The organism is Thalassomonas sp. RHCl1 (assembly GCF_947387555.1).
GTDB lineage: Bacteria > Pseudomonadota > Gammaproteobacteria > Enterobacterales > Alteromonadaceae > Thalassomonas.
This window is the reverse complement of the sequence record NZ_CANDNZ010000014.1, coordinates 88,003-105,170: the sequence shown is the minus strand read 5'-3', so window position 1 is coordinate 105,170 and position 17,168 is coordinate 88,003. Positions and strand designations below refer to the sequence as shown.

General features: G+C 48.4%; 15 protein-coding genes. 3 read left to right on the top strand and 12 right to left on the bottom strand.

From position 1 onward, the window contains the following. Window positions 1-273 precede the first annotated feature (273 nt). A complete protein-coding gene (gene asnB, locus QL234_RS26465; protein ID WP_281560763.1) occupies window positions 274-2,193 on the top strand; it encodes an asparagine synthase (glutamine-hydrolyzing) in 1,920 nt (639 codons plus the stop codon). A gap of 88 nt (window positions 2,194-2,281) precedes the next feature. On the opposite strand, the gene QL234_RS26460 is transcribed toward asnB, so the two are convergent. Beyond that, a complete protein-coding gene (locus QL234_RS26460; protein WP_281560762.1) occupies window positions 2,282-3,478 on the bottom strand; it encodes an alanine--glyoxylate aminotransferase family protein in 1,197 nt (398 codons plus the stop codon). 467 nt (window positions 3,479-3,945) lie between these two features. On the opposite strand from QL234_RS26460, the gene QL234_RS26455 reads away from it, so the two are divergent. Next, entirely contained in the window at window positions 3,946-4,425 is a 480-nt protein-coding gene (locus tag QL234_RS26455; RefSeq protein WP_281560761.1) for a hypothetical protein, read from the top strand. 442 nt (window positions 4,426-4,867) lie between these two features. Next, window positions 4,868-5,038, top strand: a complete 171-nt coding sequence (locus QL234_RS26450) for a hypothetical protein (protein WP_281560760.1) — start codon at window positions 4,868-4,870, stop codon at window positions 5,036-5,038. A 105-nt stretch (window positions 5,039-5,143) separates the two neighbouring features. Here QL234_RS26450 and QL234_RS26445 read toward each other — a convergent pair whose 3' ends face one another. The 11 genes from QL234_RS26445 to QL234_RS26395 form a co-directional block, all read right to left on the bottom strand. Further along, window positions 5,144-8,038: a pitrilysin family protein gene (locus QL234_RS26445; protein ID WP_281560759.1), complete on the bottom strand. Its 2,895-nt coding sequence runs from the start codon at window positions 8,036-8,038 to the stop codon at window positions 5,144-5,146. A gap of 242 nt (window positions 8,039-8,280) precedes the next feature. After that, entirely contained in the window at window positions 8,281-8,784 is a 504-nt protein-coding gene (locus QL234_RS26440; RefSeq protein WP_281560758.1) for a hypothetical protein, read from the bottom strand. Between the two features lie 194 nt (window positions 8,785-8,978). Next, complete coding sequence (locus tag QL234_RS26435) at window positions 8,979-10,487, bottom strand: HAMP domain-containing sensor histidine kinase (RefSeq protein WP_281560757.1); 1,509 nt, start codon at window positions 10,485-10,487, stop codon at window positions 8,979-8,981. Window positions 10,488-10,501: 14 nt separating this feature from the next. Then, entirely contained in the window at window positions 10,502-11,224 is a 723-nt protein-coding gene (locus QL234_RS26430) for a response regulator transcription factor (RefSeq protein WP_281560756.1), read from the bottom strand. A 36-nt stretch (window positions 11,225-11,260) separates the two neighbouring features. Next, window positions 11,261-11,980 carry a spondin domain-containing protein gene (locus QL234_RS26425; protein ID WP_281560755.1) on the bottom strand — a complete coding sequence of 240 codons (720 nt, stop codon included), beginning with the start codon at window positions 11,978-11,980 and terminating at the stop codon, window positions 11,261-11,263. A gap of 9 nt (window positions 11,981-11,989) precedes the next feature. Continuing rightward, on the bottom strand, window positions 11,990-12,691 hold the full coding sequence (locus QL234_RS26420; RefSeq protein ID WP_281560754.1) for a spondin domain-containing protein: 702 nt from the start codon (window positions 12,689-12,691) through the stop codon (window positions 11,990-11,992). 263 nt (window positions 12,692-12,954) lie between these two features. Continuing rightward, entirely contained in the window at window positions 12,955-14,265 is a 1,311-nt protein-coding gene (locus tag QL234_RS26415; protein ID WP_281560753.1) for an ATP-binding protein, read from the bottom strand. Continuing rightward, window positions 14,262-14,981, bottom strand: a complete 720-nt coding sequence (locus tag QL234_RS26410; RefSeq protein ID WP_281560752.1) for a response regulator transcription factor — start codon at window positions 14,979-14,981, stop codon at window positions 14,262-14,264. Before QL234_RS26410 ends, QL234_RS26415 begins: the two co-directional genes overlap by 4 nt. Before the next feature lie 77 nt (window positions 14,982-15,058). Beyond that, a complete protein-coding gene (locus tag QL234_RS26405) occupies window positions 15,059-15,568 on the bottom strand; it encodes a DUF3019 domain-containing protein (protein ID WP_281560751.1) in 510 nt (169 codons plus the stop codon). Beyond that, entirely contained in the window at window positions 15,558-16,448 is an 891-nt protein-coding gene (locus tag QL234_RS26400; RefSeq protein ID WP_281560750.1) for a MipA/OmpV family protein, read from the bottom strand. Before QL234_RS26400 ends, QL234_RS26405 begins: the two co-directional genes overlap by 11 nt. 290 nt (window positions 16,449-16,738) lie before the next feature. Next, a complete protein-coding gene (locus QL234_RS26395; protein WP_281560749.1) occupies window positions 16,739-17,122 on the bottom strand; it encodes a DUF4156 domain-containing protein in 384 nt (127 codons plus the stop codon). Window positions 17,123-17,168: the final 46 nt, after the last annotated feature.

Below are 17,168 nucleotides of genomic sequence, written 5' to 3'. Positions count from 1 at the left end.
ATTACCAGGAAATGAATGTAAAGCTTGTTAAGCAAATCATGCGGGGATATCAACCTGCCCCTTGATGCACTTACCGTTTTATTATTCTCAATAATATTGTCCGTTGCGGGTCGATTATTTGCTGGTTTATCTAAGGCCTGTAGGGATACAGTGAAAGGTTGTTTTGATGAAAACAACTGAAATTCAAGCTCCTGGCAAGGGCTGTGGCTATGCGGTTTGTTAAAACTTCATAGCAGGCAAACGCCTTGCTGTAATAATAAGAGAGTAGTAATTATGTGTGGTATCGTTGGTTTATGGTCGGCAACTAATAAAATTTTCAACCTGGAAAAATATCTTGATAATATCCGGCGAATGTCGGAAAAACTTAGTCACCGGGGGCCGGATGCCCAGGGGCTGTGGAGTGATGAAGCCGGTATTGCCCTGGGACATAGCCGCTTATCCATTCAAGATTTAACTGTTCACGGACACCAGCCGATGTCCTCTCCCTGCCAGCGCTATGTGCTGGTTTTCAACGGTGAAATCTATAACTTTTTAGAGCTAAAAGCTCAGCTGGAAAAAGAGGGCCTTGCCTTTGTCGGCTACAGTGATACTGAGGTTCTACTGGCGGCGGTTTGTCACTGGGGGCTGGAAAAAGCCCTGAGCTTATTTAACGGCATGTTTGCTTTTGCTTTATGGGATAAGCAAAAACAAAGTTTAACTCTGGCACAAGATCGCGCAGCTAAGAAACCCCTGTATTTCGGCTGGGTCGGGCAGGATTTTGTCTTTGCTTCCGAATTAAAGGCGCTGAAAGTGTTGCCCGAATTTTCCGGGGAAATAGACAAAGAAGCGCTGACTCTATATCTGACTTATAACTATGTACCTGCGCCGTATTCTATCTATCAGCATATTTATAAATTAGCCCAGGGCGCCACTATCACCTTAAATGCTGATATCTTCATCGATAAAAGCTGTCTGCTTACACGGGTTCGCCATTACTGGTGTGCTTATCAGAGTGCGAAAAAACAATATCAGCAACCGTTTAGCGGCAGTTACGACGATGCCGTAAACCAGCTGGATGCGCATTTAGTGGATGCGACCAAGATCCGCATGATCTCCGATGTTCCCCTGGGGGTGATGCTCTCGGGAGGTATAGACTCTTCTACCGTAACCGGCATCGCCCAGTCCCTCAGTTCCCGGGCGGTGAATTCATTTTCGATAGGTTTTGAAAACAACAAGAAATGTGAAGCCGGTGCCGCCAGGAAAATTGCCGGCCATTTAGGCACAGATCATAATGAGCTGATAGTGACCGGCCGGGATGCCCTGGATGTATTGCCGCTGTTACCGGATATGTATGATGAACCTTTTGGTGACTCTTCACAAATTCCCACTTACCTGGTGGCAAAATTAGCGAAAAACCGGGTTACCGTTGCCCTGACCGGGGATGGCGGCGATGAGCTTTTTTACGGCTACCGGCGTTATTTCAGCAGCCATAAATTAACGAAAGTGAACCAGAAAATACCTGAGTTGCTGCGCTGGCCCTTGAGTAAGGTTTGCAATTCTATTGGCCGCTTGTCCCGGTGTGAGCATAAATTTTTGCAACATGCTCAAAATATTGCCGCCAACCACCCGTTGGATTTATACCAAAGCCGCATCAGTAAATTTATTGAACCCCACCGCCTGGTAAAGGGAGCAGAGCCGGTCAGTTTGGTCAATATTGAACAGGTTAAGGCGTTGGATATCGGCGAGCCGGAATTTAATATGATGTTATTGGATTACACCAGTTATCTGACCGGCGATATCCTGGTGAAAGTCGACCGGGCGAGTATGGCGGCCAGCCTGGAAGCCAGGAACCCTTTGCTGGATCGGCGTATTGTTGAATTTGCCTGGTCATTGCCGACGGCATATAAGTATAACCAGAAAACCGGGAAAACCGTATTAAGGGATGTACTTGCCCGTTATGTGCCGGACGAACTGATGAACCGGCCAAAACAAGGGTTTGGCTCGCCAATCAAAAAATGGCTCTCCGGGCCGTTAAGGGATTGGGCGGAGGAATTATTGTCGGAAGATAAACTGCAACAACAAGGTCTATTGGAACCTGCCCTGGTGCGATATCTTTGGGAAAAGTGTAAATCAAATCCGAAGGGGCGGCACTCACATCTGTGGACGATATTGATGTTTCAGGCCTGGTATCAGCAACAAGGAGTTGCCGCTTAATACAGTTTGCTTTGGAGCTGTTAATACCCCCCTGTGTAAGCAGGGGGGATATTATTTTTTGTCTGTCATTGACTAGGGGAAAAAGAAATTACATTTTTTCCCTCTGCAGCACATTTTCCAGTTCAGCCATACCCCGAGGAATATCGACATTTACCCCTAAGTCTTTAAAGGTTGAGCCTAAGGCATGTATGGTGCGGAACAGGTTATGCTCGCGGCATTGCTCTCCCATCTGGCCGATACGGACAATCGGCGGCCCGAACGAGCCGGCAATTTCCACCCGGTAATTTTTGGAAATATGCTCGCACACGGTTTTTGCTTCCAGTCCTTGTGGCAGTTTGATGCCGACCACAGAATTTAACCGGTTGGGCTGGTCAATATAAAGTTCAAGTCCCAGCGCCTCAATGGCGCTTTGTAAGGCCTTTGAACAGGTCAGGTGACGGCGAAAACGTTTTGGCAAGGTTTCATCGCAAATCAGGCGCATGGCTTCATACAAGGCGAGCAAGCCGGAAACCGGTGCGGTGTAATGATAGGAGTTTTTATGCCAGAAGTTAGAGGCCAGTTTGGCATCCAGCGTCCATTGCGGTATCTGGCTTTCCCGGCTATTGATGCGTTGCCAGGCTTTTTCTGAAAATGCCACCAGGGAAACCCCCGGGATAGAGCTCAGGCCTTTTTGTCCGCCGGTGATCACGGCATCTATATGCCATTCATCCATTTTTAGCGGCATGGTACTTAAGGTACAGACGGCGTCCACTATCAGGTAGCAGTTATACTCTTTGGCTATGGCGCCGATTGCTGCCAGTTCATGGTTATAGGTGGTATTGGAGGTTTCCCCCTGTACTATAGTGATCACTTGCGGGCGGTATTCTTCTACCTGTTGGCGGATCAGCTCGGCTTCGACACTGTTTCCTTCGGCGACCGTTAACTGTTTGACCTCACCACCGGATCTTTCGGCCATTTGTGCCAGGCGGCTGGAAAAGAAGCCGTTGCAGATACTCAGTACCCGGGTATTGTCCCAGACCAAATTGGCAACGGCCATCTCCATGGCGGCAGAGCCGGGACCCGCCACCCCGACGATCCAGGGAGACTGGGTCTGAAAGATATAACCTGCCATAGATTTCATTTGCTGTACTATAGTGCCCATGGTTTCACCCAAGTGGTTGATCACTATACCATTGGCATTGGCCACTGCCTGAGGGATCGGCACGGGGCCGGCACCCATCATTAATAGTGGCTCTTCGGGTAAAATCTGGCTCAGGGGCTGTATTTTAGGTACTGCAATCTTCATTTTCGGCGGTGTCTGCGGTTGATTATCGGGAAACGAAAAATCATATCACACCCCCTGGCGCTATGTAATATCTATATCGGGGGAATAAGGCGGAAAATCTACAAGCTTAATTTGTTATCCCTGCAAGTGAGCCTTAAATTTGCTGTGAATTGGCTATTCATTGCTGTTGCTGTTAGCTGAAAACGCCGAGAACCTGATTGTAAGGTGATTTTTTATCCGTTGATATCGCCAGGTTATGCTTTAGCTGAACATTCATGAGAGTTCGGCAAGGTTAAATTTTACCCTGATGTTCTATATTTCAGCCAAAAATCGTTTAATTAACGACTTCATTACAAAAAATTAATCGAAATCAAGTTTTTTAGTTAACCTGTTGTTCTTAATCGGATAAAATGTCCTTGAAATGTAAATCGGATGTAATATTTTTCTGGCATCCTTTTGCAACAACATGGAAAATTAAGGAATTTACGTTGAATAATACAGTTAAAAAATCAGTACAAGTACTTTCACAAACCGCTCTTGCCGTCACTCTGTTAATGGGTAACATTACCCCGCCAGCAGAGCAAGGTTATTATGAAGATGATGCCGGTTTTAACCAGGTTTCAGCCAGCATGGAATCCGGTTGGGGCTGGGGCTTCAATAAAGCCCAGGCTGCCGGCTCAACTGGTTGTTGGGACACAACCGAGTGGGAACCTATGCCTTGTAGCGGTTCGCAGGACAGCAGCTCTTCTCAAGACAGCAGCTATGCTGACAACGATCTGGTTGAAGGTGCAGCAGAAGCCGGTATGAACTTTACTGCGCCCAGCCTGAATGTTCCGTCTTTTAACATTGATGCCGGAAAAATGACGACTTTGGCATATGCCGATGTTGAAGCCGCCAAACAAAACAGCTTACAGCAAGGGCTGGCTTTCAGACTCAATAATCTGTTGGCGGGCAATCGCTCAGTCTAACTTACCGTTAAAGGTAACCTGAATCTGAACTTGTCAATGATACAGATCTCATTTGCTGGGATCTGTATTTTTATGGGCCGGATGCCAGCCCTGTTAAAGAAAAATCGACTCCTGCTCATTTTGTGCCCTAATCTCTCTTTATCCGCCTGTTTTAGTTATTTGCCCTGAAAAGCCCTGATATATCAATCAATATCATTATCTTTATTGCTTTGTGTTTCTCTGAGTAAGGTTACCTAGATTTTAATGTAATGTTAAGTAAGTGTTTCTTGTGTTGGTGGTTATTTTTCATTAGCATAAGGCCAGCCGATCAGAAAGTAGCCGGGGAAAGTGCTGTTGATGAAAATGCTGACAGACATCCCGGGCATTCATTTCGGCATCCTCTTTATTTGAGTGAAAGCACTCAGATCAATTTTTATTACTTTTTATTAGAAGGGATTAAATAATGAAAAAGACTAAAGCGATCATCTTAGCTATGGGACTTGGTTTCGGCATGAGCGGCAACCTTATGGCCGAGAGCGACCCGTATAATTGGCAGAGCTGTACTAAATTGATGCAGTACTGCCAAATGAGCGGCGGTATCTTCTGTGATGCCTATTACAGCAAGTGTATGTAATGATTTTTAGCCGGCTCAATTAAATCCGGGTGTAAGCGATAAACGCCAGATGTTAATTAAGCCTGAGATGAAAAAGGCCCGCCAGGGCCTTTTTACCGGGAGCTTTTAAATAATATTCCCATCTTTATCTAAAATAACAGCTTCGCCGTAACCTAAGTCTTTCAGCCGTTTTAGCTGGCTTTTGGCATCTCCTACCACCAGATAAATCATCTGTTGTTCGTCCAAATGTTTGCTGATGGTTTGGTGTATCTGCTTCAAATCGGCCTGCTTGACATAGCTTTGCCGCTGCTCAATATAATCATCGGCTAAATCAAACTGGCTTTGGCCTTCCAGCATGCCCAGCAGCCTGTCCAGGGTTTCAAACTTGCGGGAGTTGCCTTTGATAATAATGTTTTTGGTGACCGCGAGATCTTCTGCTTCATAGGTGTCTCGGTAGTTGGCGATCAGATCTCTGAAGATCTCCAGCGATTCCAGGGTGACATTGGTGCGTACCTGGGAGGCGGCAACAAAGGGCGACTGGTAGCTGGTGGATGGAATAAAGGAATAAGCGCCATAGGTGTAGCCCTTCTGGATACGCAATGTCTGTCCCAAGCGGGCGCTCATGCCCGAGCCCAGGCGGTTATTGGCTACCTGTACCGGATAAAACTCTTCACTGCTTGCCGCGACTGTAGGCTTGCCGACGTAAATAACCGACTGCTTGGCGCCGGGCACATCAATAAAGTACAGTTTTGGCTGTGTTAATACCGACATTTCAGGTTGCTGCGGCATGGGGATTTTTTTACCTGTCCAGCCGGCAAACCCTTTAATGGCATCGAGCACCCTGGCCTGGCTGACAGCGCCGACAACATGCAGGTTTGCCTGTTGCGGGGAGACATTCTCACGGTAGTAAGCTTTGATATCCGCCAGTTCTATGGCCGATACCGTTTCCCGGGTGCCGCCTGTCGGGGTGGCGGCGATATGTCCCTTAGGATACAGGCGCTTCATAAAGGCATTGCGGGCGATGCGGGCGGCGTTGCCCTGATCCTGGACAATACGGGTTAACCTGGCGGCTTTAAGGCGCTCAAATTCCTGGTGATCCCAGCGCGGCGTCAGCAACATTTCCTTCATCAGTGCCAGGGTCTTTTCGAAATTTTTCGCCAAGGTTTGCCCTTCAATGATAATGGCTTCCTGATCGCCGGAAACTTCCAGCTTGGCCCCCAATAAGCCGATTGCCTGCTCCAGCTCCAGCGGGGTTTTATCTTGTGTGCCTTCATTCATCAGCTGTGCCATCAGGGCTGCGGTACCTAGCTTGTCTTTGCTGTCGAGCAGCTGGCCGCCATCGATACGCAAGCTGAAATTCACTATCGGCAATTCCGTTTGTTCTATGCCGTATACCCGCAGGCCATTGGTTTGCGCCGTTTGCCAGACATCGGGAATTTTCAGCTCGGGCAGCTCGGATAGCGGCGGCTCGCTGCGGTCAAACCGGGTTGGGGTTTTGTCAAAAGCAATGGCATCGTTCTCAACAAAGTTTTCTTCGGCTCCCTGCTTGATCACTTCCTCTTCAACCTTGGCTTTAACCGAGCCGGTTAGGATCAGCTCCGGCTGATCTTTAGGGACAAAGCTGGTGATGATCGCCGCCTTGTCTTTAATGTATTTGCGGTATACCCGCATGATATCTTCTTTGCTGACACCGGTGATATTGGCAATATCGGTTTTGATAAATTCAGGACTGCCGGCGTATTCGTTATATTCCCCTAATTTCTGGGCCTTATCGAGAATACTTTCGAAGCTGTAATAAAAGTCGGTTTCCTGCCTGGCTTTGATTTTATCCAGCTGTGCCTGGCTAAAGCTATCTTTTTCAAAGTTGCTTAGTGCCTGCTCTATCGCCCGGTAAACATCGTCAAGACGGGTGCTTTTATTGCCGCGGACATTAATGCTGAAAGTACCGGCGATTTCATTTGCTTCATTCCAGGCGTTCACGGCGGGAGCCAGTTTGGCTTTTTCTACCACGCTTTTATAGAGTGCGGCATCTTTTCCTTCTGACAGCAGGATGGCCAGCACTTCCAGGGCGTAGGCATCTTGATGGTATTGTTCTGCCGCGGGAAAAGTCAGGCGGATTTCCGGTAACTTGGCAAAGTTATCTAAATGGTAAAGCTTTTTGTCCGCCGCCAGGCTTACCGGCTGCGGCTGCATTTTCGGCACCGGCTTGCCGGCTTTTATTTCGCCAAACCATTGGTTAACTTTCTTTTTGGTTTCGGCAATGTCGATGTCGCCGGCGATCACCAAAGTGGCGTTGGAGGGCACATAAAACTGGTGATAGAACTCTTTGACATCGTCCAGGGTTGCTGCCTGCAGGTCCGCCAGATCGCCGATCACCGTCCAGTTATAGGGATGGCTTTCGGGATAGAGTGCCTTTTTAATGACATGATAGGTATGGCCGTAAGGGCGGTTGTCGACCCGCTGGCGTTTTTCATTTTTTACCACCTGTTTTTCCCGCTCCAGGGTGCCGGCATCTACGGTATTGAGCATAAAGCCGAGGCGGTCGGAGTCGATCCACAGGAGTTTGTCAAAAGCATCTTTCGGCACCACTTCATAATAGATGGTGCCGTCACTCCAGGTGCCGCCGTTGCGTTCGCCGCCCAGCTCGGGGATCATTTTGCGGTTGGCGCCCTTGGGCACATTTTCCGAGTCGTTAAACGACATATGCTCGAAAAAGTGGGCGAAACCGGTGCGCCCGGCTTTTTCCCGGCTGGAGCCGACATGCACTATAGTGGACATGGCGACAATGGGGTCGGATTTATCCTGATGCAAAATCACCTTTAAGCCGTTATCGAGTTCAAAGGCTTCATATTGCAGGTCAAAGGCAGAAGTTTGCGGCAAGCGACTGGTCGCAGCCATTTCAGCTGCGGTTTTCGCACTTGGTTTGTGTTCTGTGGTTTGCTGGCTGCACCCGGACAGCGCTGCCGAGAATGCTGCACTGAGCAGCAGGGTTTTGGCGCTGAGTTGGAATTTACTATTCATTTTTTTTCCATATTTTTAACGTTAGCGTAAAAATATAATAAATGTATACAATATGGAAGGGAGGCGCTTTTTTTGTTGCCGTTAACGGCATTATTTTTTACTTTGCCCTGTTAAGCCCTGAAACAAGGACAACAGAGGTTGCCGGTAAAATTTACCTGCATCCGCTGCAGTGAAGCCAGGCGAAAAGGCTGTGTTTGGATTTACCTGCTCGCCGGCATGGCCTGGTGCTGTAATGACTTATTTCAGGAGCCGGTGTCGGCCGTCAGGGCGCCATCTGTTTTACCGTGAATGTCCAAGGTTAACCGGCAGTCGGGTTTGATCGCCTGAAACCCTTTCATTCCGTTGATTTTAATTAACTTTATCTGATAGTGACCGGCGGGCTCCAGCATGCTTAAACTTGAGCTTAACTGCCTGTTATCTTGTGACGGTGCCAGCTTGCCGGAAATGATGATGTGCTCTTGCTGGCGGATTTGATATTCAATGTTTAAGGGTCTTAACGATTCACAATGAAAATTAAGGTTTAATCTTTGTGTCTCGGCGCTGCTGTCTATGTCATCGCCGTTATCCCCGGGCAGGGTAAAAGTAAATTCGCTATCGCTTAGGCTGCAGGGAGGAATGTAGCGAATGCCTTTGCCCGTTTCCCGGGAGTGACATTGCTCATCTGCTGCAAACAGGACAATGGTTTCAGCTTTTGCAGCCTGGTTTAGTGATAACAGGCCAATGGCCAGTCCAAAGAAAAATTTCATATCTACTCCGTTAGAAATGTCCGCCAGTTAAATCGTTGCTGATGAATTAAACAGCAAAATTCTACCAAATAACCTCAGCTCTTGGGTAGGGTGTTTGTAAGATTTTTGTTTTATTTTTGTAAGTTTGCGGTGTGCAGAACCTTTCCCGGGTTAGCCTCGTCACTTGATGCTAACCCGGGTATTTTTTACCGTGCTCAGGTCATTACCGACTGCAGGCAAAATGAAAAACGACAGCCGTGGCCGAGTTTACTTTCGACACTTAATTCCGAATTTAAAATCATGCTCAGGCGTTTACTGATGGCAAGACCTAAACCGGCATGTTGTTTCTTATCCCCGGTGGCGTTACTGGCGCGGTACCTGGGGTCGAAAATGTAGGCAATATCTTCACTGCTGATGCCGGTGCCGGTATCGATCACCGAGACTTTGACCTTGTCTTTATCCTGTATCACTTCCAGGGTGATTTCTCCCTGCTGCGGGGTATGGCGAATGGCGTTTTCCAGCAGGTTGGTGAGAATACGCTCCAGTTTGGCAATATCCGAATATACCATGTAACGACACTGCTGGGGGTTCAGGGTCAACCGGATGTTTTTCTCACTGGCTTTAAGAGAGAACTTGGCAACAATATCATAAAGTAATTCGCCGATAGGGAAGGTTTCCAGGTTTACCGAGACCTGGCCGTCTTCTAAATGGGCCAGTTCAAAAATCTGGTCAATCAGCATTTTTAACTGTTTGCCGTTACGCAAAACCGTGGCGATATACTGCTCCCGCTCTTGCTGGTTGATAGTGTCCCCTTTAATGGCCAGGGTTTCAATATAGCCCTGCATGGCTGCCAGTGGCGTGCGTAAGTCGTGTGACAGGTGGGCCAGCAGTTCTTTGCGCATGCGTTCGTTGGCGTTGAGCTGTAATAACTGGGCATTGATTTGCTCCACCATGGCGGTAAAAGCACAGCCAAGCAGGTTGACTTCATTGCTGTCATTTGCCGGCCACTTGTGCAGCTTGACCTTGGCGGGATCGAATTTATGTTGCTGAATTGCCTGCATGTCGGCAAGCAACAGCCGGATAGGGGAGGTAAAATAACGAAACAGTGCCAGCAACAGCAGCAGCATAAGCAGCAGGCCGCCGCAGATCAGCATAATGTTTTGCTGGAGCTGCTGGTCCGATTTTGTGACCTGGAATACCGAGTCATATATTTCCCCGCCGATAATGACGTAGAGATAACCCTGCAGGCTTTTATCGCCAAGCTTTTCATCCGTCCCCTTTTCACTGGTGTAGACGGGAGCGGCGGAGAAGATTTTTTGCTGATGGGGACTCCTGGGATCATCGCCATACACAGGCAGGTTTTGCGGGTGCTCGATCAGATCCAGCAGCGGGCGTATATCTACCTGCTTGCGTTTTATCTTGCTGGGATCGGCGGAGTAGCTGAGAATTTTCCCTGCAGGGTCAAGGAAGTAAAATTCAAATGACGGCCCCAATAACATCAGGGTATGGAACAGGTTGGCCAGGGCTTTTTTGTCGTAAACGCCGTCCTGCAGCAAAGGATTGTCATGGGCAAGGTGGTCAGCCAGTTGCAGGTGCAACTTCTGCTCGGCCTGGTGCTGGGAATGCTGGGAAAGCTCGGTACTCCACCAAAACAGCAGGTAAGCCATTAAAATAAAGGCAAAAGATAAGGTGATTGCCAGACGCTGATATAAAGATATTTTCATTCGCTTATGAGGGGTTAACCGCTCACTCCTGCTGAATTTAGTTTGTAGCCAACGCCCCAGACAGTTTGAATGATTTGCGGGTTGGCACTGTCCCGTTCCAATTTATTACGTAAGCGGTTGATATGGGAGTTTACCGTATGTTCATAACCGCTATGATGGTATCCCCATACCGAATCCAGTAGCTGAGCCCGGGAAAAGACCTGATCCGGGTGTTTGCCCAAAAAGCTCAGCAGATCAAATTCGGTGGAGGTTAACTCTATCGCTTCATTTTGATAAGTCACCTGATGACATCTGTGATCTACCATTAAATCGCCGATACAGGTTACCGCACTTTCCTGATGCTGCTCCTGGCTCTGGCTTTGCGCCAGGCTATGCACCCGTCTGAGCTGGCTGCGCACCCTGGCTTGTAATTCCCTGACGCTAAAAGGCTTGCTTAAGTAATCGTCGGCGCCTAATTCCAGTCCCAATACCCGGTCGGTTTCCGATGTTCTGGAGGTGAGCATCATGATTGCCTGCAACGGTTTGGCGCCGCGTAACTCCCGGCAAATGTCCAGGCCATTGGTGCCGGGTAACATGACATCCAGTATCACCAGTTGAAAGTCCTGGTTCAGCGCCATTTTCAGGGCTAAATCACCATGACCGCATATTTCCGCCTCAAGATCGAGTTCGCTCAAATGCACTTTGATCAACTCGGCGATGTCTAGTTCGTCTTCTACAATTAAAACTTTGTCTTTCATAGGCACTGGCCAGGAAAACCGGCCAGTGCAGTTTTCCTATTGCTTCCGCGTTATTGTTAATTTTATTGCCGGATTATCAAATCTATGGGCCTGCGTTAATACTGAGGTCGACAAGCCGTCGTCCATAGTGACCACCCCGGGATGCATAGCGACAAAATCGACATCGTCACGCTCTGCAATATATCCGGTGCCACCGTCGGCAGGTCCTGGAATAGTGCCGGCAAGTTCACTATTGGCTTCGGTGCCTGCGTCATAAACGCCTAAAGTCCATGTTTGTGGGTTATCTACCGTTAATGAAGATAAGTCCATGGCAGTTAGACCGGTAAAGGCGTCATTTGTATTCACCAACATAGAAACTATAGACAAATGTGTCGCCATTTCATCCGTGGTCGTTACCGTTAACGTGGTGCTTGCCCCCGGTCCTACCGCGGCCTCCCCGGAAACAGAAGCCAGGATGGATTCCATGGCGATTAACTCACTATTATCACCACCTTCGGCGAGTATTTCCAGTGGCGTTGAGGCCATTTCTCCAACCGTCCACAGGGCACTGTCACCGTGTAAGACTACGGCCAGGGGCGATAACGGCTGGGCATAGGTTAAGTTGGTAACGGTAACTTCATAACTCATTTCAACCGGCATAGGGGCGGGCGTATCAATAACACCGTCATTGTCGATGTCGTTATCGCTGCCGCCACAGGCACTGAGCAAGGTCACCAGGGCAAGCGGTGCCAGCCCTTTAATGTTATAGATAGACATAAAGCCTCCTTACATGACAACGACAGTGATTTTGGCAACCGGGTTTAACCAGCGGTGTACATTATTGGTGAGATCGCTGCTGCCGCCGCTCAGATTATCATCCCCGAGGTTGCCGCGGTGAATATGCACCATAGTATTTCCTTCGCTGCTGGTTACGCCGGTACCGCCGGTGCCGGCATCACCGCCGGGCGCGGCCGGAATACCGGCAACTCCAGGAGCGCCGCTGCCTTCGACAACCAATTCATTGTTGGCTTCGGTGCCGGCGTCATAGGCGTTAAGATAGATGGTATAGGTGCCGGCTTCTTCCGGTATCATCCAGCTGTCCAGGCCGACAAAACCGTCATTTGAAGGCAATATCATGGCCGTCAGCGATAAATAATCATTATTCTCGCTGTTGGTGAGCATGAAGGAAGTTGACATTGCCGGCGCTAACAGGCCTCCGGCCGGGTTTTCATTAATATCGGCATTGACACCGGTTAACAGGGTTGACAGGCCGGAGATATCTCCGCCTTCTGCCATCGCCTGTAACTGCGTGCTGGCAGCGCTGCCGGTGGAAAACATCTGGTTATCCGCTGTGTGAGCAGCGGTGATCAGCGGGGTAAAATAGATAGCCTGGGTCAGGTTAGTGACCGTGATATTTAAATCCTGGGCTTGAACCGCTGAGCTGCCCGCTGCCAATGCGGCAACGGCGAATAGTGACTTGAGTTTCATCTGTGCTTCCTTCTATTTTTAATCAATAAAAAACAATCGACGAAAGCAAGTATGGACAGCAGATATTGCGACTTGGTCACTGAGTTATCACATTTGTATCACAAATTAAGTTCATAAGTGAACGGGGTTGGAGGCGGGAGCAAATGTGGAGTTTGTTCCTGTTGTAAATCAAGTGCTTACTTTGGGTTTTGCAAAATTGCGCTTTACCGGAGAGGGAGAGTAAAGCGTAATAAAGTGAATTTTAAAGTGTATTTTTCGTTTTTTTACTGTGATAACAGCTGTTTTTCCGGCAGCGACAAGGTAAAACAAGCCCCCGATAAAGAAGGTGACTTTTCTGCACAAATGTTGCCTTCGTGCCAGTCCATCACCTTGGCGCTAATGGCCAGGCCGAGGCCAAAGTGTCCCTGCTCCCGCGAGCGGTTTTGTTCGAGTTTGACAAAAGGAGAAAAAATCGTCTCAAGCTTATCTTCTGGTATGCCGACACCGTCATCTTCCACTGTGATAACAATTCTGTGATCTTTTTGTTTTAAGGTCAGCAAGACCTCGGTTGCGGCATATTGAAAGGCATTGCCTACCAGGTTTTGTATCGCCCGGTAACACCAGTGAAAGTCGAGCTGGCAATAAATGTCCTGCTCCGGCAGCTGGGCGGTAAGCTTGATATTATGCTGCTCCGCCAGCGACTGGCTGTCTTCGATAAGCGCATTAAGTAAAGCCTTAACCTTAACGGAAGTGATTTTTAAATGCAGGCCGTGGCGCTCCAGCCCGGCGAATTCCAAAAAGGCTGCGGTCATATCTTCCATCCGGGTAAGCTCGTTGTCCATGCGGTTAAGGTAAATATCCTTTTTCTCGGTATTGGTAGTGTCCAGCGCGGCATCGACACCAAAGCGCAGGCAGGCCATAGGGGTGCGGATATCATGGGATAAACTGCTGGCGAGCATTTTATTGTCGGCGATCAGGGTTTCTATTTGTGTTGCCATGCGGTTAAAGCTGTTTTCCAGCATGGTAATGTAGGAGAAGCGGCTTTTCGGTACCCTGACGGTTAAATCTCCTTTACCGAATTTGGCGGCAGCGGCATTTAGCAGGTAAATGCGCCGGGTTAACGGCAATGACCATAAAATTAATACCCCGCAAACCCCGACATATAGTGCTAATGTCAGGAACAGATCCAGTTTTTGGTTGTGGATCGGCTCAGGCGGTAGGTTCAGTTGCAGGATTTGCTGGGGATCGCTGTCGATGCTTTTTAATAAATAAGCCCCGGATTCCGATGCCAGCAATAAACCGCCGCTTTGGGATAACTTGCTGCTTAAGGTACGCGGCAGGGCAATATTGTCGGCATTTTTCAGGGAGAGATCCATCTGGAAAAATTGCCGGAATTTCTCGGCTTCTTTCGGGATATCTTGCTTGGGCAGCTGGTTCAGTTGCTGGCTTAAGCCTTCTATCAGCTGTTTATAAAAGACGATTTCCTGGCTGTCTTCGGATACCGAGTGGTCGGCAACCAGCTTGTCCAGACCCCAGCCGATAAAAAACAACGAGCCAAAAACGGTAAAAATAATACTGGCGTAAAGACTTTTCATGACTCGGTTGGGTTATTGTCCTGCCAGGCGTCGGCGACAAACAGGTAACCTTTACCCCAGATGGTTTTAAATTTTTTCGGCTTTTGCGGATCATCGTGAAAGACTTTCCTTAAGCTCGAAAGCATCACGTCAAAGCGGCGATCCAGGCCGTCATATTCCCGGCCTTTAAGGGCCTTAAATACCGTATCACGGTCGATAACTTCCCCGGCATGGCTGGCTAAAAACCATAAAAAGGCAAACAAATTGGTGGATAATTCTATTTCTTCCCCTTGATAGATCACCCGTTTGGCATCCTGGTAAATGACCAGGTCGCCATGAACCAGTTTATTACTGGGCTCGGCTTCCACCACCCGGGTTCTTAATGCGCTTTTAATGCGGGCCAGCAAGGCCCTGGGGCGTACCGGTTTGATCACATAGTCATTGGCCCCGGCTTCAAGGCCGATGACTTCATCGAATTCATCGGCTCGTGCCGTCAGCATAATAATAGGGATGGCAGATTTTTCCCGGATCAGTCGGCATACTTCGATGCCGTTAAGGCCGGGTAACATCACATCAAGCAATACCAGGTCTGCCGGGAAGTCTGTCAGTGCCGCCATCACCTGGTCGCCACGTTCAACATGCTTTACCTGGAATTCTTGTTCCAGCAAATATTCGCTGATCCAGGAAGCCAGGCTGACATCGTCTTCTACCAATAAAATCTTTATATTCTCTGTCATTTCTTTTTCCGTTAACTAAGCAGGTTTATAAAAGCCTCTGCTAATCACTACTGCTTTAGCCACTAAAGCACTAGCTGTTAAAATATGCGCCAGCGTCGCTTTCTCGGGGCCGCTTTATGCACCCAGCTGACATCGACACTGGTTTCTGCCACTACATGGTTTTTCCCTTGTTCGATTAACTGAAAAACCACTTTTTTGTTTGACTCAAATTCGAAACTGGTTAAATTTCCCCGACTGTTTTGCCAGCAACGCACCGGCTGTTTACTGTCTTTAAGATAAATACAAAAATCACCGGCCCCCGTGCTTTGCCAGTTTAATGATAGCTGGGCAAAACAGGTCCGTCCCTGGTGCAGGGCGACACAAGTTGCCGGTTGCACCGATAATACCGGCAGTGCCTGTGGGCGTGTTGCGACATTGCCCGTGCCGGCATCGGCACTGCTTGCCGTACTGCTCTCGGCTTTTGCCTCTTTCGGGCTGCCCGGTGCCGGCAAAGTGTTTATTTCGTTTGCCTGTGCGGCCATTACCGGGGACTGCCAGGCACTAAACAGGGCAAAGACCAGGACAGTGGCGGCCCGTTTAAAATACATACAGTACCCCCAGCATAATTTGGGTGGTACCGGTTCTATCAACCAGCGGGCTGTCGGTAAAGCTGTCGGAATAAAAGCTCTGGGTGACGGCTCCGTTAAACGACCAACTTTTCGAGATCGGGTACTGCACCACAACTTCTAACTGGGCGCGAAAGCCGCCATCTGCCTGGTAAAATGCCCGGGCGCTGGTGACTTCATCTTTATCGACTCCGTAAAAATAATCCACTATGCTGCTGGAGTAGTAGGTCAGTACGCCGCCATAATAAATATCCCAGTTACGGTAGGGGATAAAATAACTGTAAAAGCCTTCGATTAACCAACCGCTTTCTTCGCCTTCCATGCTTAACCGGGCCAAATCCAGCGAATACATCTGGTCTTCGTTAAAACGGGAGTAACGAAAAGCGATGCCATGGCCCGGCAGCCGGTCATCCAGCCCTTCCAGGGTCGGGATATTCTTGTCTTTTTTGTCTATCAGTTCGCTAGGTTCAAAGCCGCCGATATAGTTTTTAAAGATGATATCCAGTTCTTGCTTATCATTAGCTTCTATCCGGTAACCGAACTCGGCACCGTGGGAAGTACCGTCTAATAAACCATCGGCGCGGCGATGATTCGACTGAATAAAAAATCCTTTATAATTAACATCTAACAGGAGAGCCAGGTTGAGAAAATCTAAGGCATCTTGCTGATCAACCCCTTTAAGTAAGCTTGGGTCATAAACCGCAGAAAGCCCTATCATGGCCTGCCAGCTAAAATCGCTTTCTTCCTGCTCCTCCGTCACTGTTTCAGGAGTAGGGTCAGGGTTTGAACTTTCCCCGGCGTAACAAACAGGTATTGCCAAAAAGAGTAAAAATAAGGTAGCGAATAGCTTTCTGCTGAGCATTTGTGCAAAACCTTTGTTATCAGCTCATTGGCTATTTTCAACGGCCTCAAAATAAGTTGTTTGACGAGGCAAAAGGCGGTTTATATCGCCGGCACTTGAAAATAAAATCAATGAACTTTTATGTGCTAGTAATTTCACACATGTTAACAAATAGCGGTTACTTTGGGCAGACTGCTCCTTTAGTTAATTTGTTTAAAAATTGTAAGAAACTGAGTTTGTTAAGTTAAGCTTCTTGTTTGCGCTGTGACTGCATCAATTTCTTACCTGGATATAACTTTACAACAGTGTCGTTAGCTTTTGGCCTTGTTGGTCATGGCCGGTTGCGGACATTTATAGGCATTGCCGAATAAGGTGGAATTATAAGCGCCGCCAAAACCGCCGAGATTGATGCTTTGGTTTTGTTGTTCAAGCACCACATAGTTGGCGCCCATTTTAGCCGCCTGGTTTCTGAGTTCGTTGCGCGCCCCTAAAATTAAGTCCTCATCCGAGGTGAAAGTGGCGGTTAATAAATTACCCTGTGTGCCCCTGACTTCACCGAGGAAACGGCAGTTTTCGGCGGCTTTATGGCTGGTAAGTAATATTTGCTCGCTGCCTGAGTTTTGCGGTTTGGCGGAGCAGCCCGCCAGCACTGCGACAGTAACAGCTAAAGGCAAGTGGCTAAGCAGAGTTTTCATTTCCTTCTCCTGGTTGTTTGCACCCGGGTATGCAGAATATCGGGTG